This window comes from Feifania hominis, assembly GCF_014384765.1.
GTDB lineage: Bacteria > Bacillota > Clostridia > Oscillospirales > Feifaniaceae > Feifania > Feifania hominis.
In genome coordinates this window covers 145,008-159,190 of the sequence record NZ_JACRSP010000002.1, presented here as the reverse complement: position 1 = coordinate 159,190, position 14,183 = coordinate 145,008, and the positions used below count along the sequence as shown (strand labels likewise).

The 14,183-nt window shown below is 57.7% G+C and carries 18 protein-coding genes and 1 pseudogene; 7 read left to right on the top strand and 12 right to left on the bottom strand.

All coding sequences use genetic code 11. The features are described from left to right. The first annotated feature begins 23 nt into the window (after nt 1–23). Nucleotides 24–275, top strand: coding sequence for a kinase to dihydroxyacetone kinase (locus H8695_RS04245; protein ID WP_249299643.1), 252 nt, complete (start codon nt 24–26; stop codon nt 273–275). A gap of 78 nt (nt 276–353) precedes the next feature. Here the strand turns inward: H8695_RS04245 and H8695_RS04240 are convergent, their stop codons facing one another. Beyond that, complete coding sequence (locus H8695_RS04240) at nt 354–1,763, bottom strand: phospholipase D-like domain-containing protein (protein WP_249299642.1); 1,410 nt, start codon at nt 1,761–1,763, stop codon at nt 354–356. Between the two features lie 298 nt (nt 1,764–2,061). Here H8695_RS04240 and H8695_RS04235 point away from each other — a divergent pair, with 298 nt between their 5' ends. The 3 genes from H8695_RS04235 to H8695_RS04225 all read left to right on the top strand — a co-directional run bounded on the left by H8695_RS04235 (nt 2,062) and on the right by H8695_RS04225 (nt 4,620). After that, entirely contained in the window at nt 2,062–3,381 is a 1,320-nt protein-coding gene (locus H8695_RS04235) for a hypothetical protein (protein WP_249299641.1), read from the top strand. Nucleotides 3,382–3,545: 164 nt separating this feature from the next. Continuing rightward, nucleotides 3,546–4,226 carry a lipase family protein gene (locus H8695_RS04230; protein WP_249299640.1) on the top strand — a complete coding sequence of 227 codons (681 nt, stop codon included), beginning with the start codon at nt 3,546–3,548 and terminating at the stop codon, nt 4,224–4,226. Nucleotides 4,227–4,407: 181 nt separating this feature from the next. After that, a complete protein-coding gene (locus H8695_RS04225; protein WP_249299639.1) occupies nt 4,408–4,620 on the top strand; it encodes a cold-shock protein in 213 nt (70 codons plus the stop codon). A 48-nt stretch (nt 4,621–4,668) separates the two neighbouring features. Here the strand turns inward: H8695_RS04225 and H8695_RS04220 are convergent, their stop codons facing one another. Then, the gene (locus H8695_RS04220) at nt 4,669–4,920 is read right to left on the bottom strand and encodes a putative metallopeptidase (RefSeq protein ID WP_249299638.1); all 252 of its coding nucleotides are present in this window, start codon (nt 4,918–4,920) and stop codon (nt 4,669–4,671) included. A gap of 9 nt (nt 4,921–4,929) precedes the next feature. Then, the gene (locus tag H8695_RS04215; protein ID WP_249299637.1) at nt 4,930–5,280 is read right to left on the bottom strand and encodes a helix-turn-helix domain-containing protein; all 351 of its coding nucleotides are present in this window, start codon (nt 5,278–5,280) and stop codon (nt 4,930–4,932) included. Between the two features lie 614 nt (nt 5,281–5,894). Between H8695_RS04215 and H8695_RS04210 the strand changes: the two genes are divergently transcribed. Then, the gene (locus H8695_RS04210; protein ID WP_283243596.1) at nt 5,895–6,356 is read left to right on the top strand and encodes a helix-turn-helix domain-containing protein; all 462 of its coding nucleotides are present in this window, start codon (nt 5,895–5,897) and stop codon (nt 6,354–6,356) included. On the opposite strand, the gene H8695_RS04205 is transcribed toward H8695_RS04210, so the two are convergent. Then, on the bottom strand, nt 6,357–6,848 hold the full coding sequence (locus H8695_RS04205) for an amidase domain-containing protein (protein ID WP_249299635.1): 492 nt from the start codon (nt 6,846–6,848) through the stop codon (nt 6,357–6,359). It abuts the gene before it with no gap. Nucleotides 6,849–7,064: 216 nt separating this feature from the next. Between H8695_RS04205 and H8695_RS04200 the strand changes: the two genes are divergently transcribed. Beyond that, nucleotides 7,065–7,781, top strand: coding sequence for an NAD-dependent protein deacylase (locus tag H8695_RS04200; protein WP_249299634.1), 717 nt, complete (start codon nt 7,065–7,067; stop codon nt 7,779–7,781). Nucleotides 7,782–7,822: 41 nt separating this feature from the next. Here the strand turns inward: H8695_RS04200 and H8695_RS04195 are convergent, their stop codons facing one another. The 6 genes and pseudogenes from H8695_RS04195 to H8695_RS04170 all read right to left on the bottom strand — a co-directional run bounded on the left by H8695_RS04195 (nt 7,823) and on the right by H8695_RS04170 (nt 11,703). After that, a complete protein-coding gene (locus tag H8695_RS04195; RefSeq protein WP_249299633.1) occupies nt 7,823–8,731 on the bottom strand; it encodes an NAD(P)/FAD-dependent oxidoreductase in 909 nt (302 codons plus the stop codon). 49 nt (nt 8,732–8,780) lie between these two features. Further along, complete coding sequence (locus H8695_RS04190) at nt 8,781–9,305, bottom strand: YcxB family protein (RefSeq protein WP_249299632.1); 525 nt, start codon at nt 9,303–9,305, stop codon at nt 8,781–8,783. A 14-nt stretch (nt 9,306–9,319) separates the two neighbouring features. Then, entirely contained in the window at nt 9,320–10,306 is a 987-nt protein-coding gene (locus H8695_RS04185; protein WP_249299631.1) for a helix-turn-helix transcriptional regulator, read from the bottom strand. A gap of 122 nt (nt 10,307–10,428) precedes the next feature. Then, entirely contained in the window at nt 10,429–10,761 is a 333-nt protein-coding gene (locus H8695_RS04180) for a hypothetical protein (protein ID WP_249300276.1), read from the bottom strand. 63 nt (nt 10,762–10,824) lie between these two features. Continuing rightward, nucleotides 10,825–11,270: pseudogene (locus tag H8695_RS11695) on the bottom strand (hypothetical protein); the annotation flags it as partial. Nucleotides 11,271–11,490: 220 nt separating this feature from the next. After that, the gene (locus H8695_RS04170) at nt 11,491–11,703 is read right to left on the bottom strand and encodes a hypothetical protein (protein ID WP_249299630.1); all 213 of its coding nucleotides are present in this window, start codon (nt 11,701–11,703) and stop codon (nt 11,491–11,493) included. A gap of 104 nt (nt 11,704–11,807) precedes the next feature. Between H8695_RS04170 and H8695_RS04165 the strand changes: the two genes are divergently transcribed. Next, entirely contained in the window at nt 11,808–12,227 is a 420-nt protein-coding gene (locus tag H8695_RS04165) for a putative ABC transporter permease (RefSeq protein ID WP_249299629.1), read from the top strand. A gap of 100 nt (nt 12,228–12,327) precedes the next feature. On the opposite strand, the gene H8695_RS04160 is transcribed toward H8695_RS04165, so the two are convergent. Both H8695_RS04160 and H8695_RS04155 read right to left on the bottom strand, forming a co-directional pair. Beyond that, the gene (locus H8695_RS04160) at nt 12,328–13,245 is read right to left on the bottom strand and encodes a SufB/SufD family protein (protein ID WP_249299628.1); all 918 of its coding nucleotides are present in this window, start codon (nt 13,243–13,245) and stop codon (nt 12,328–12,330) included. Then, nucleotides 13,238–13,972 carry an ABC transporter ATP-binding protein gene (locus tag H8695_RS04155; RefSeq protein ID WP_249299627.1) on the bottom strand — a complete coding sequence of 245 codons (735 nt, stop codon included), beginning with the start codon at nt 13,970–13,972 and terminating at the stop codon, nt 13,238–13,240. The genes H8695_RS04160 and H8695_RS04155 overlap by 8 nt, the downstream gene beginning before the upstream one ends. Between the last annotated feature and the right edge of the window lie 211 nt (nt 13,973–14,183).

Genomic DNA, 14,183 nt, shown 5'->3' with positions numbered 1-14,183 from the left:
AGAGAGAAAAAAGGAGAGTAACCATGCTAGACTACCGCTTTGACACCCAGCTTTTGATTGAGGGAGAAAACTTAAATGAGGATGCCATTCACGATTACATCACACAGAACATGAAAGGCGACTGTCTGCTGGCCGTTGGCGATGAGGATCTGATCAAAATCCACTTTCACACCAACGAGCCGTGGAAGCTGCTGGAATACGGCGCCTCGCTCGGCGACATTTTCGATGTGGTCGTGGAGAATATGGAGCGCCAGGAAAACGGGCTTCAGGGGTAGCCGAACAGAGAGGCCCCGGCCATATGGCCGGGGCCTCTCTGCGTGAAAGGGGGTCTCTCGCCGGGGATCTGCGGTTTTCTATATCAGAAAATGAAACGGCCGTGAGAAGAGCGAGACAATCCACATGAGCAGACGCTTGGTCCAGGGAACCTGAATCTCAGCCGAGCCGGGGAGATAGCGGTTGTCCGCCCCCACTTCGGCGCACTGATGGAAGAGCGCGTCAAATTCAGCGCTGAGCAGCCGGTTGAAAGCAGGGCTGTCAATGACAAGCGCCGACTCGGTGTCGATGAACATGCTGCGGTCATCGAGGTTGAACGATCCGACAATGCTGAGCCTGTCGTCGACGAGAGCCGACTTGCCGTGGATGGAATTTTCGCTCTGATACTCAAAGAGCCTTGTACCGGTTGCCACAAACTTTTCGCGCTGGGTGACATAGTTTGAATAGGCAGGCGGATTGGGGGATGAGGCGGTGGAGTTGGTCAGAATGCGCACCTCGCCGCGCTGTGAGAGAGTCTCAAGAGCGCTGAGCGTACGGGAATTCGCCGTGCAGTAGGGCGACTGGATGCGGACGTCGGTTCCCGTGAGCAGTGCACTGTAGGCGGCACGGGCGAGCGACGGCTCCTTTTTGTCGGTGGTGACGGGATTTGAGATCAGAGAGATCTTTGCCGTTGCAACACTCGCAGTCAGCGCATCGGTCGCGGGGATGAAGTATTCGGGGTATTCTCCACGCCAGTGGGCAAGAGTATCAAGAAGCTGCTGTGCACGCCGCTGAGCCGCGTCCCTGCGGCGCTCGGGCACCGTGACGGCTCTCGTATCCGGGTGGTTGAAGAGAGTGTTCATGTAGGCGGTGAGTTCATCGATGACGCTGTCGCCCGGCCCTGTGCGCAAGACCATCACATCGCGGTCATTTGTGACCGGGGAGCTGTAGCCGGGCGGATCAAAGTACTCATCGCCGATGTTGCGCCCGCCAAGCATCGCCACATCGCCGTCGGCGATGAGAAATTTGTCGTGCAGCACCACATTCCATTTCCACGGTGTGAGCGGATTCAGCGGGTTGAATTCCCGGTACTCGATGTTGGGGTGAGCCGCCATCGCCAGCGGGATGTCCGCACGCGGCCCGCTCATGCCGCCGACCTTTGCGTCAAAGAGAATGCGCACCTTGACTCCGCGCTCAGCGGCGAGGTAGATCTCGCCGAACAGGCAGTCGACCGTCTCGCCGGCCTTGGCGGTGTGGCAGCAGAAGTCGAGCGTGTCATCGGCCGAGCGGATGAGTTCTATGCGCCGGGAGAAGGCGTCGTGCGGCGTCTCGACCAGCACAGCTCGATCGGGCCCCTCTCCCTGGGCCAGAAAAGCGGCCTGTGCGAGGCTCTCATCCGGCGAGCCGCCGCCGCCGGGAACAAAGGCATAGGAAAACACTCCCGCGGTGAGCACATACACAAGATACAGCACGAGCACGGACAGCGAAGCGCGCTTGATCACGCGTCTCATGACGGCCACTTCCTTTCTATGCAGGAGATTATACCACGCGGCAGGCGGGTATTTGTAAACAGTTTGTCACATTTTGCCGGCGGAAATCCAAAAGCCACCAACTCGACAAGGCTATACGGTTATGGTAAAATAACCGCATAGCAGCTGTTTTACTGGGAGCCAGGCTGTATCTCGCCCTCTGCGGGGCAACGAAAAGACGACCATCTGCGTGAAATCGGCGGCGGTCCCTTTTGCGGGGGCGCGTGGCCGATGGAAATCAATACGGCTGACGGACGGTCGGATGTTGGGAGGCGTCGAAGTGGCCAGAAAGAAGACCGAGCAGGTATTCGGAATCTCGAATGAGGTGCTGCAGGACTCCTATGTGGACAGGGGCATGCTCGACAGAAAGCTCGAGCGCTACCTCCTGCGGCCGACCCACCTGGCGCTCTGCGGCGAGTCAAAGTGCGGCAAGAGCTGGCTTCGAAAGCACAACATTGCCGATGCCATCACCGTGCAGTGCCGCTACGGAAAGACGGTCGGGGACATCTATACCGACGCCCTCTCCCAACTCGGGGTCGCGCTCACCATTCAGCAGACCCGGCAGGACAGCACCACCGCCCACGCCGATGCGCAGGCCGGTCTCGGCCGGGGCCTTTTGAGTCTGTCAGGCGCAGTCAGGGCAGATGCGGGTCACAGCGAGGCGGAGGTCACGGCGGTTGTGGGCCGCAACATTGACGATCCGCGCTTTGTCGCCGACACCATCACCGCCTCGGGCAGAAGACTGGTGATTGAGGATTTCCACTATCTCTCAAAGTCGCAGAGGCAGCTGTTTGCCTTTGACCTGAAGACGCTGTGGGACTACGGTTGCTTCGTCGTGGTTGTCGGCGTGTGGACGGAGAGCAACCTGCTCATCTCTATGAATCCCGATCTCGCGGGGCGCATGATCGAGCAGACCATCTACTGGTCGAGAAAGGATCTCATGGCGGTGATCGACAAGGGAACAAAGGCACTGCGTGTGCGCATCGCGCCGGAGATTGCCCACAGGTTGATCGACGACTGCTTCGGCAATGTCGGCATTCTGCAGCAGCTGATGCTGTTGCTGCTCGACGAGGCGGGAATCTTTGAGCGCTGCGAGCGCGTCACGGTGCTCGACGAGCCGGAGTGTTACACACGCGCCGCCGAGGAATACGCGCGGCAGGTCAACGCCATCTACCAGCAGTTTGCCAAGGTGCTCTCGGCGGGTATTCGTGCGCGCCGCGACTCGACCGGCATCTATGCCCACGCCATGAAGGCCATTCTGGAGACGCCGGACGATCAGCTCATCCGCGGCATCGGCCTCGATGAGCTCACCCGCATCACCCGCCGGCGGGAACCGCGCATTTCAAAGCAGAATCTTCGCGTGGTGCTCAAAAAGCTCGAGGAGCTGCAGGTCAAAGGGCGCGAGGGAAGAGGGCTTGTCATTGCCTTTGACGAGGGCAGTGAGGAAATCTCGGTTGTCGACCGCCAGCTTCTCTTCTATCGAAAGTATCTGCCGGTCGAGTGGCCCTGGGATCATCTCATCGCCGAGGCCTCGGCTGACGGTATGGAACAGCTCTCCTGGGCGGATGCTCTGCCCCGGGAGGAGAGCGTTCGCGCATAGAATATGGATTTTTTGCAAGCGGCGACCGCTCCAGGCGGCCGCCGCTTTTTTGCCGGTGAGAAAAGATCGGCTGTCCCCGGCGCAGCGTTTTTGAGACCGCTCTCTTGGAACCCACGACGGCTATTGGCATATACTGAAAAGAAGAACGGGGAGGGGGAAGATCGATGACAACCCATGACGTAGTGGAATCGCTCGAGCTATCGGCGCTTGCATACCACCATATCCAGACGAGATTTCCCGGCGATCATCTCACGGTAATCGACGACTCAGCGACCGGCGTGCAGTGTTATCTGCGCCGCAGAGGAGAGGAGCTTCTCATCTCCTTTCGAGGGACGAATTCTCTGCGCGACTGGCGAACCGATCTGACATTCTGGAAGCGGTGCATTCCCTACGGAAATGAGTCGTCAAAAATTCGTGTGCATACGGGCTTTCTCAACGCCTACAAGTGCCCTACGGTGCGTGGACGCATCCAAAGTCTCGTCACGCCCTCGGTGCGCAAGGTGCGCATCTGCGGCCACTCCTACGGCGCAGCGCTGTCGGTTCTCTGCGCGGTCGATCTGCAGTACAACTTCCCCGAGAAAGACTTTGAGGTTATGCTCTTCGGCTGCCCGCGGGTGGGCAACCGCGCTTTTGCAAAATCCTATGACAAGCGGGTGTTCAAGACGCTTCGCGTGGAAAATGGCAACGACATGGTCACCAAGGTACCGCCCGCGCTGTGGGGTTACCGCCATGTCGGCATACCGATTCATGTCGGTGACTGCCGTCTGCCAGTCGTGTTTTCTCTGCATGCGCATGAGGCGCAGAGTTACTACTCGTCGATATTTGAGAAATTCAAACCGCAGTGAACCAAAATTTGGCGGCACACACCCCTTGACAGGCGGTCACCGCAGTGGTATACTACACCCATATTCAAAAGGTACGATAGATTTCACATATTTTTGTAAGTCATTTGGCCCGAGAATGATTTACAAAAATATGTGACTTTTTTTTGACCTTGAATAAATATTTTATCTGGAGGACTACAACATGAACGGAACTGTAAAATGGTTTAACGCTGAGAAAGGCTATGGCTTTATCTCCAACGACGAGGGCGGCGAGGATGTCTTTGTGCACTTCTCGGCCATCGTTGCCGACGGCTTCAAAACCCTCACCGAGGGCCAGAAAGTCACCTTTGATACCGAGGTTGACTCGAGAAGCAACGGCAAAGTCCGCGCGGTCAACGTGCAGGTTGTCGGCTAAACCAAAAGAGAAAAAGAGCGCCGCCCACAGGGGCGGCGCTCTTTTTTGTCAATAGACGTCAGGCAGAAGTTCCTGAGCGCTGTCGGTACAGGCGCTCAGCTCATTGACAACGACGGGTTCGCTGTCGTAGAAGTGGTTGCGCCGAATGTGGCAGAGCTCGTGGCGCAGAGTGGCGCGCTGCTTGGCCTGACAGACGTCACAGTTGATATACACGTCAAACGTGCCGTCCTCATTGGGGACAGTCACCCCATAGACACAGGCGGGCATGGAGAGATAGCGAATAAAAATATCGCAGTCCACACGGCATCACTACTTTCGTAAGGCCTCGATGATCCGGACTGCCTTTTCCACATCCTCCTTGGTTGCATCCTTGGAAATATTGAAGAGCATGCGCATCTCTGGCCTGTTTTTCAGTTGTTCAAGATACTCGATGAGCTCGTCGTCCTCACCGGGGCGGCTCTTTTTTGATGCGCCGAGCAGATAGTCGACCGAGACGTCAAAGTACTCGGCGATCTGGTTGATGTACTTGAGATAGGATTTGGTCTTGCCGGATTTCCATTCGCTGACCGTCTGCTTGCGCACGCCGATGGCTTTGGCAAAGTCCTGCTGGTCCACTTTGCGCTCTCGAAGCATCATGAGGATTCTGTCAATGGGTTCCATAGTAGCCTCCTGACCTGCCGTAGGATCATCGCTGAACGCTCCTACGGCGATAATCTGTGTTATGATGTGTTGCACAGTCTCTTTTCATCATAACACCTGGTCAGGGGAACTGTAAAGAGATTTTTAAGAAAGATTCTTAATAATAAGACTATTTAGAATTTTGAATGATCGCTCTCTCTATGGTTCTATTCTAACAGAGTAGTTGTCCCATAAAACGGACTATGGTTATTGTTTCCAGAGTGCGTGACCCGCGGACATGACAAACGGACGATTCTCCGCAGAAATGTAAAAATATGTATAATAGACTTGAAAAACACTCGAATCATGGTATAATTTTGCAGTACAAATACCCAACCAAAAGCTGGAAAATTATACTACAAAATGTGAAATGAATTCTTTGAACGGGAGAGAGAGTTTGTACAAGAAAAAATATAAAATATAATGAATGGAATTGTATACTGAAAAAATGGCCACAGAAAAGGTGTATCTTCCCTGAATTGTTCTGCTGCAGAAAAGGTGACAAAAATTCCGAAATCCAGACAAAACGATGATATATAGTCTTGTCTGTGTGGAAAATTATCCCTAATATCTTGAGAGAAAGGGGTAATGGTTGCATGTTAACGGAGTGTATTGGCCGCAATATCAGACGATGTCGGGAGAGGAAACACTACACCCAGGAACAATTTGCGAATATGGCCGAAATCAGTCCCGCACATTTGAGAGTTTTGGAGCGCGGCCGCGGAAATCCGACTGCCAAGACGCTTGAGAAGATCGCCCGCTGTCTCGGTGTGACATTGCATGAGCTCATTCGCGAGGATGAGCCGGTGGACCTAGACCGATGTTGCGGTCAGTGGGTGTATCGAAGCTTTCATGAGATCTGCTACCGCAGCGACCTGGGAGTTTACCAGACCTACAGCCTGTGTGCGCGGCGATCCACGCCGGGAGAGGAGACCATACACGTTGTGCATGATGTCTCACTGCGCCGGGAAGTGGTGGCGAGGATGAGCAGCATCTTCACAGCTCATCACCTCTCGCCGGTCCACTTCCACGAAATCGTGGAGTATTTTTTGTCCTGATCAGCCGTACTTGCGCGCCCCCATGATGTGAAGAGGTCGCGAGCGGGCAAATTGATAGCTCGAAAGGGGCCGCATCCAGGCGTCAAAGGTGTGAGCGGCCACATAGATCTCCCCGTAGGCGACCGATACGACGACGGGACTGTGATAGAAATGCCCGCCGGCGTCGCCGAGCTGAACAAGGTCGCCGGGTTCCAGCTGATCCAGAGTGGTCTGCGTGGCATAGGGGCCGACATCGCGGTTCCCCACGAGAAATTTGTAGAGGAATTCCACGCCTGTCCAGGAGGCGGTCCGCCGGCTCGCGCTGTCATAGAACCAGCCGTAGACCGGCGTGTAATTCATTACGCCGCAGCCGGCGTAGATGCACTGAGAGGCGTAGTTCGTGCAGTCGCCTCCGAGGTCTTCAAAGTCGAGATAGCGCGGGTTTCGCCCAAAGGCCCACTTCTGGGCATAGGCGACCGCTGCGTCTCGGTTATAGCCTGTTTCAATCAGCATAAAGGCTCCTTCGCGGCAAATCGGGAGGGGATACCCGCGTGGGGCTTTTAGTGGCAATTGCCGCGTCGCCGCAAAACGGCGCGGCGTGCCGGTTTGTTTTAAGAGTCGGGTGTGTCAAACAGGAGGGGTTTGCACACCCGGCTTCTTAATTCTCTATAGCCTATGCTGCCGACACATGATATGCTAATAGAAGAATCAACGAGAGGAGCGTCTGCTATGGATAAAAAGCTCGCGGCTCTGATTGAAAACAGCCAGAACATTGTCTTCTTCGGCGGGGCGGGCGTCTCCACCGAGAGTGGTATCCCGGATTTTCGGGGCGCAGGAGGCCTCTATCGGATGCGCAGCGAAATACCGCCCGAGACCATTGTCAGCCACAGTTTTTTTCTGAGCCATCCGGAGCAGTTTTTTCGTTTCTACCGGGAGCATATGGTCTTTCCGGATGCCCGGCCGAACGCGGCTCACCGCGCACTCGCGGCGCTCGAGCGCGCCGGGCGGCTTCGGGCAGTCATCACACAGAATATCGACGGGCTGCACCAGCTCGCCGGCAGCAGAGCGGTCTATGAGCTGCACGGCTCCATCCACCGCAACCACTGCATGCGCTGCGGGCGCTCTTTCGGGCTCGACACCATTTTGCGCGAAGCACCGGTGCCGCTCTGCCCCTGCGGGGGCACCATCAAGCCGGATGTGGTGCTCTATGAGGAGCCGCTTGACAGCGCTGTGTTAAACGCGGCCGTAAAGGCCATTGAGAGAGCGGATCTGCTCATTGTCGGCGGCACGTCGCTTTCGGTCTATCCGGCGGCGGGACTGCTGCGCTATTACAGGGGCGGCCCGCTCGTATTGATCAACCGCACCCCCACACCCTACGACCGCGAGGCCGACCTGCTGCTCACAGAGAACATTGGCGAGGTCTTCGCCGGATTTACCGCCGAGTAAATAAGAGGGCGGCCAGTGATGGCCGCCCTCTTTATCTGTATTCAGTGTTCGTTGAGCCAGCCGGCCGCGGCCCAACCGGCCACAGCGCCATCCGATGCTGCGGTGAGTATTTGCCGCAGCGGTTTGCGCCGGCAGTCACCCGCGACAAAGACGCCGGCAGTGGATGTCGCGCAGTCCTCGCCGGCGTCAAAATAGCCGCGGCTGTCGAGCGGCAGCTGCCCCTCGGCAATGCCGTTTTGGGGAATGAGACCCACCGCGATGAAGACGCCCGAAACGTCGAGCTGCCGGGTCTCGCCGGTGATGCGGTTTTGAATCCGGGCGGCGCTGACGGCGGTCTCCCCGAGTATTTCAGTCACCTCGCTGTCGAGCAGCAGAGCGATGTTCGAGCGTGCCGTCACCGCCTGTGTGAGAATGCGGTCGGCGGTGAAGCGATCCCGCCGGTGTACAAGAAACACGTCTGACGCCACATTGGACAAAAAGAGCGCGTCCTCGAGCGCCGTATTGCCACCGCCGACAACCAGAACTTTTTTGCCCTTGAAAAAAGCGCCGTCGCAAGTGGCGCAATAGCTGACGCCGGCGCCCGTCAGACGATCTTCGCCGGGACAGCTCAGCTTGCGGCGGACTGCGCCGAGCGCGAGAATGAGCGTGCGGCCATGTTCGATACCGGAGGGTGTAATGACACTGTTTTCACCCTCACGGACTTCGAGCGCCGTCACGGGCTCATAGCGGATCTCGACGCCAAGCTCTCGTGCCTGATCGGCAATTTTGCCCGCGAGCTCGGGTCCGGAGATCTTGACGAACCCCGGGTAGTTTTCCACCTCGGCGCTCACGGCGATCTGCCCGCCGGTCACGGCGGCTTCGTAGACGACAGGCCGCCAGCCTGCGCGGATGAGATAGATGGCAGCAGTGAGCCCTGCACAGCCGCCGCCGACAATGATACTGTCGAACATAAAAAAATCAGCTCCTCGCCGTTAGTATGGCGCAGGAGCCAAAAGTCATTCAGAATTTGATTTTGAGATCGGCGCGCCGGTCGTGAAGAAAGGCGAGAAAAGACGCGCAGCTCTCACCGCCAAAACCGTCACGCGCCAGGGGAATGGCCATGTGTTTTTCAAGCAGGAGAATGACCATGCTGCGGGTCTGCACCACCCGGCGGATCTGACGGTATGCCAAGGTGACCATGCCGCCGGACTGGAGGTTCTTATGGGTGAAACCGTCGGGGGAAAACGCAGTCACAGCCGTTACGGGCTCATGGTAGAGGTCGAGATCGCTGTGATACCGGCGGGCTGCCAGACGCTTTGGAGCGCTGAAGAGCTGCCACCAGAAATAGACGCTGGCGGCGAGCAGAAACAGGCATAGAGCACGGTGGCGGTGCTCATACCAAATCAGCAGTAAAATTCCGCCGAGCAGCGTGAGAGTTCCCAAGAGAACGCAGCCCGTGCGAAACAGCGGGCGCAGAGTCCACCGGCTGAACTCGCGCAGAAATGGCTCCGTATAAAGACTGGTGTTGACAAGGGGGAATCGCATGGCATGGCTCCTTTCTACCGGTAGAGAGCGGCGATCTGCTCGAGCTGGTTGGCCAGGGCCTGGCGAACTGTCGGCGGGGAGAGAATTTCAGCCTCGCTGCCAAAGCCCATGATCCACGCGAAAAACTGGGGACTTGTCGCAAGTGTAAGCGTGACCGTGAAGCGGTCGTCCCCGTCCGGAACAATGGGAATATCCCGCCCGAAGCGGTCGATGACAACGCCCACAAGTCTGTTTGCAAAGCGCAGGCGGACAACCTGATCCTCTGCGTGCCACATGCCGAACATTCTGCGCGCATACAGGGCCATATCGAGATCGGCAAAGTGATGCGCGCCGTCGCGGGCCGTCTGTGTCACGCTGATGGCTTTCATCTTGTCGACACGGTAGTGGCGCACGGACGCGCTCTCGGTCTCAAATGCCACGAGATAGTAAAATTCGTCGTCCCACACCAGGGCGTAGGGACTCACCTCATAAAACCTGCCGCCTCGCCGGGGGCGGCTGTTCTTCTCGACTGTCCACTCCACGTACTGAAAGCGGATTTTGCACCCTGCGGAAATCGCCGAATGGATGGTGTCGATGTTGTAGTAGACGCTCTCGTTCATGGTCTTGACACGATTCTGCACATAGACCTGACGCTGGAGCAGACGGGCCTCATGGACGCTCGTGAGGCTCTCAATTTTTTTGATGAGTTCGGCTGACTTCTTCGCCGTAATGAATTTACAGCTCTGTACCGCATCGACAAGCAGCTTGAGCTCGGGCGGCTCAAAGGAGCGGCTGGCGATGTAGTAGCCGACGCTGCGGCTCTTAACGGTCTCAATGTCAAGCCCGAAAGCGCGCAGAGCCTCCAGATCGTCGTAGAGGCTCTTGCGTTCGGCGGTGATACCGCAGCGGGCGAGTTTATCGATGATGTCTGAGATGGAAAGCGCGTGGTTCTCGTCAGTCTGCTCAAGCAGAATCTGCATCAGGTGCAGAAGCTTGAGCTTCTGATTCGGTGCTTTTGGCATGGCGCACACCTCACTTCCTGTTGTCACCCACAGTATAGCACAAAGGCGCAGACAAGGTCAAAATGGGTCCGGTGAATGTGGGGCGGCCAAGAGAACAATTCTCTGTTGCGTATCAGGCGCTGTCATTCATTCAGCTTAAAAATCACCATGGTGAGAGTGCCCGCAGTGGCGCGAACGGGGCTGTTAAAAGTGAGGCTGAAAAGCGTGCGGGTCGGCACGTCGACTAAAAATGAGACCGATCCGAAAGCGCTGGAATGATCGGAACCGGTCATGAAGTAGATTCCGTACTCTATATGAGTGGCACCGTTATAAAAGGGGGTAATCTGCATATAAGAAGAATTGGCCAGAAGTGCAGAGACCTGATACTCAATGGAATAGATTCCAGGCTCCAGTGCGACATGCTGGGCGTCGTCAAGCGTGATATTGCCCGTGGGATCCCCGATGCCAATTCCCATGGGGATGAGAGTTCCATTGGGATACAGCGCGCCAAAGTTGACAAAGGAGGCGTATATATCCCGGCCCACGACCCCATCACGTCCGGCGGGGCCGGTGGGTCCCGTGGGACCAGTGGGGCCGGTAGGGCCAGTGGGACCGGTCGGACCGTAAGGCCCCTGCGGCCCGGTTGTGCCGGTTGCGCCGCTTGGCCCGGTGGGTCCAGTTGAGCCGGTGGGACCCGGGTTGCCCTGCGGGCCCATCGGGCCGGCAGCACCTGCCTCCCCCTGTGGGCCAGTGGGGCCGATGGGTCCGGCAGACCCCGGAGTGCCGGGCTCACCGCGGTCGCCCATTGGCCCTGCGGGTCCCTGCGGTCCCTGTGGCCCTTGTGGCCCCTGCGGCCCGGGATCCCCCTGAATTCCCTGTGGTCCTTGCGGCCCCGTGGCACCGGTCGCTCCCGTCGGACCCGTGGCGCCGGTAGGCCCCGTGGGGCCAATGGGGCCTGTTTCCCACGCGGCCCTGTGGGACCGGTCACTCCCGTGCCGCCGGTGGGAGGATGCTCAGGACAGGGCGGCAGACAGCATGGATGGAACAAAGTCATCACTTCCCGTCAAAAATCGTAGTCGCAATCAGTTTATGACAAAAGGGGAGATCTCGTTCAAAGAGAAGAGGCCGGGGCTCATACCCCGGCCTTCCATTATTGCGTTTTATAGCACCTGAGCAGAAAGAAGAGGGGATTTCGCCCTCTCTTATCACAGCGTCAGGCCGCCCTCGCCGAGCTGCCGCACCAGATCCCGCATCTGCGTTTTTGACTCGACTGAGTGGGTGCGCTCGATGAGTGCGCTTTTCTGTGCAGCGCTCAGCGAGGAAAACCGATCGAGCGCTGACAGGTTCTGCGCCAGGGCCATTGAGAGGCCGGCTGGCAGCTCCGGCTTATTGTCAAGCGGATCACCTTTGATGACCATCGCCTCCTTATTTTTATGCTGCGCGCTTAGTTTCTGCGCACGGCCGCCTCATAATCGGCCCAATTTCTGCAAAAGCTAAGGCGAGTAACAACGGAGGGAAAGCCATGAAAAAACAACTTGTCACCAAAAAGGAGAGCGCAGGCGTCTTTGGCCTGGGCGCGGTCGTCTACAGTCTCATGGAGATCGGCTGGCGCGGATTCACTCACTGGACCATGACACTGACGGGCGGATTGTGCACGCTTCTGATGTACCGCTTCAATGTCGCTTTTCGAAAAATCAAGATGTGGAAGAAGTGCCTGGCGGGCTGCGCCATTGTCACCTCCATTGAATTCACCGTCGGCGTGCTGGTCAACAGACTGGCCCACTGGCATGTGTGGGACTACTCCCGCGAACGCGGAAATCTGATGGGCCAGGTGTGCGTCAAGTACTCCTTTTTCTGGTTTCTGCTCGCGGGTCCCATGGTTGTCATCACCAACATTCTTCGCAAAAAAGTCTTTCACAGCCGCCCGCGCCTGAAAGCATAAACGACCCAAAAGGAAGATCGGTTCTCTTTGGCCGCACCGCTGAACAAAACAAAAAGCCCCGCCGGCCGGCGGGGCTTTAACGCCTGTATTGCACTCTGAATCACTTCAGAAATCCTGCGACGATCTTCTCCTCAGCCTGCTGCTCGGTGAGCCCGAGTGTGCGCAGCTTTAAAATCTGCTCGCCGGCGATTTTGCCGATGGCCGCCTCGTGGATGAGGGCGGCGTCGGGGTGGTTCGCGGTCAGCTCGGGGGCGGCGGAAACCTGCCCGTCGTCGGCGATGATCGCATCGCATTCGGAGTGGCCGGTGCAGCGGGCATTGCCGTAGATCACCGAGCGATAGTGCTGCTTTGACCGGCCCCGCGCCACAGAGCGCGAGATGAGATCGACGCCGGAGTCCTCCCCATCGAGGGTGACGACAAAGTCGGTCTCGGCGGTCTGATCCGCTTCGGTGAGGAGCCGTTCGTGGATGATCAGCCTAGCCCGCGGGCCGAGCGAGGCGCTCATCTTGCGGGTGGTGCGGTCGACGCCGCCGATTTGAGAGGTGTCCATCTCGAGCACGGCCCCCTCGGCGAGCGTAACCTCCGTCACGGGGTCGATCGAGCGCAGGCCGCTGCCCGAACCGGTTCCCAGGTGTTTTTCCAGATACACCACATGGGAGTTCTTCCCGAGGAAAAAGCGGTGAATGCCGTTGTGGCGCGCGGGCTCTCCGTCTTCGGTGTGGACGCCGCAGCCGGCCACAATGGTCACGTCGGCGCCCTCGCCGACAAAGAAGTCGTTGTAGACCAGATCGTCCACATTTCCGTGGGTGACACAGGCGGGGATGGAGACGCTCTCTCCCCTGGTGCCCGGCAGAATGCGAATGTCGAGGCCTGGCTCGCCGGTCTTGGGTTCAATTTTGATGTGTTCGGTCGAACGTCTGCCGGCGCAGCCGCCGTCTTCGCGGATGTTGAAAGCGCCTTTGAAAGAGCCTGTCCAATCGCTCACGGCGGCGAGCAGTTTTTCCGTAATGTTATTCATAGCTACCTCCCTTACTCCCCTTGGGGCAGGCCGGGCACGCTCCGCCCTCAGCGAGCAGAGAGGGGAGGACCTCCTCGCGCGCTCCGGCGTTTTGAATCCGGCCGTCGGCAATCACGACGATCTCATCGGCGATTGAGAGAATGCGCTCCTGGTGCGAGATGACCACGAGAGAGCCGTCGAGCTTTTGGCGCATCTCGCGAAACACATCAATCAGATTGGTAAAGCTCCACAGATCGATGCCGGCCTCGGGTTCGTCAAAGACGCTCAGGCGGGTGTGGCGGGCGAGAACGGTCGCAATTTCTATTCGTTTGATCTCGCCGCCCGAGAGACTGGCGTTTACCTCGCGGTCAATGTATTCGCGCGCGCAGAGTCCGACCTTACTGAGCATGTCGCAGAGAGATTGCTCAGGGAGCTTGTCCCCTGCGGCGAGCTCGACAAGGTCGCGCACGGTCAGCCCCTTAAAGCGCACCGGCTGCTGAAAGGCGTAGCTGACACCGCGCTGCGCACGCTCGGTCACGTCGAGCGCGGTGATGTCCTCTCCATCCAGAAGAATTTTTCCCGAGTCGGGCGTAAGAAGCCCGGCGATGAGTTTGGCAAGCGTCGTCTTGCCGCCCCCGTTTGGACCGGTGATGGCGGTGAGCTTGCCGTCGGGTATGGTCAGGTTCACACCCCTGACAATCTGGCCGCCCTCCGGGGCGGTCCAGGTGAGCTGTTGCAGTTCGAGCATGGTGATTCCCCCTTGTATCCGAGATGCCGCCGTGCGTCAGACAGGCTGCTGCAGCGCCCGGCAGGCACTTGTTTTTATTGGGCCTATGCCCATTATAACACAGGTTCGCATCTGTTTGTGAAAATTTTATTCATCTGCGAAAATTTTTTCGTTCCGTCAATCTTCATCAAAATTACCCTGAAAATTTTCCACCATGCGCGGGTGTAAGAGC

What these genes read in the sequence shown, in the direction of transcription:
- H8695_RS04205 (WP_249299635.1), bottom strand. Translation starts at nt 6,848, where the DNA reads ATGCTGATTGAAACAGGCTATAACCGAGACGCAGCGGTCGCCTATGCC.
- H8695_RS04185 (WP_249299631.1), bottom strand. Translation starts at nt 10,306, where the DNA reads ATGCCAAAAGCACCGAATCAGAAGCTCAAGCTTCTGCACCTGATGCAG.
- H8695_RS04195 (WP_249299633.1), bottom strand. Translation starts at nt 8,731, where the DNA reads ATGTTCGACAGTATCATTGTCGGCGGCGGCTGTGCAGGGCTCACTGCT.
- H8695_RS04155 (WP_249299627.1), bottom strand. Translation starts at nt 13,972, where the DNA reads ATGCTCGAACTGCAACAGCTCACCTGGACCGCCCCGGAGGGCGGCCAG.
- H8695_RS04200 (WP_249299634.1), top strand. Translation starts at nt 7,065, where the DNA reads ATGGATAAAAAGCTCGCGGCTCTGATTGAAAACAGCCAGAACATTGTC.
- H8695_RS04230 (WP_249299640.1), top strand. Translation starts at nt 3,546, where the DNA reads ATGACAACCCATGACGTAGTGGAATCGCTCGAGCTATCGGCGCTTGCA.
- H8695_RS04245 (WP_249299643.1), top strand. Translation starts at nt 24, where the DNA reads ATGCTAGACTACCGCTTTGACACCCAGCTTTTGATTGAGGGAGAAAAC.
- H8695_RS04240 (WP_249299642.1), bottom strand. Translation starts at nt 1,763, where the DNA reads ATGAGACGCGTGATCAAGCGCGCTTCGCTGTCCGTGCTCGTGCTGTAT.
- H8695_RS04210 (WP_283243596.1), top strand. Translation starts at nt 5,895, where the DNA reads ATGTTAACGGAGTGTATTGGCCGCAATATCAGACGATGTCGGGAGAGG.
- H8695_RS04215 (WP_249299637.1), bottom strand. Translation starts at nt 5,280, where the DNA reads ATGGAACCCATTGACAGAATCCTCATGATGCTTCGAGAGCGCAAAGTG.
- H8695_RS04170 (WP_249299630.1), bottom strand. Translation starts at nt 11,703, where the DNA reads ATGGTCATCAAAGGTGATCCGCTTGACAATAAGCCGGAGCTGCCAGCC.
- H8695_RS04190 (WP_249299632.1), bottom strand. Translation starts at nt 9,305, where the DNA reads ATGCGATTCCCCCTTGTCAACACCAGTCTTTATACGGAGCCATTTCTG.
- H8695_RS04180 (WP_249300276.1), bottom strand. Translation starts at nt 10,761, where the DNA reads ATGGGAATTGGCATCGGGGATCCCACGGGCAATATCACGCTTGACGAC.
- H8695_RS04165 (WP_249299629.1), top strand. Translation starts at nt 11,808, where the DNA reads ATGAAAAAACAACTTGTCACCAAAAAGGAGAGCGCAGGCGTCTTTGGC.
- H8695_RS04160 (WP_249299628.1), bottom strand. Translation starts at nt 13,245, where the DNA reads ATGAATAACATTACGGAAAAACTGCTCGCCGCCGTGAGCGATTGGACA.
- H8695_RS04225 (WP_249299639.1), top strand. Translation starts at nt 4,408, where the DNA reads ATGAACGGAACTGTAAAATGGTTTAACGCTGAGAAAGGCTATGGCTTT.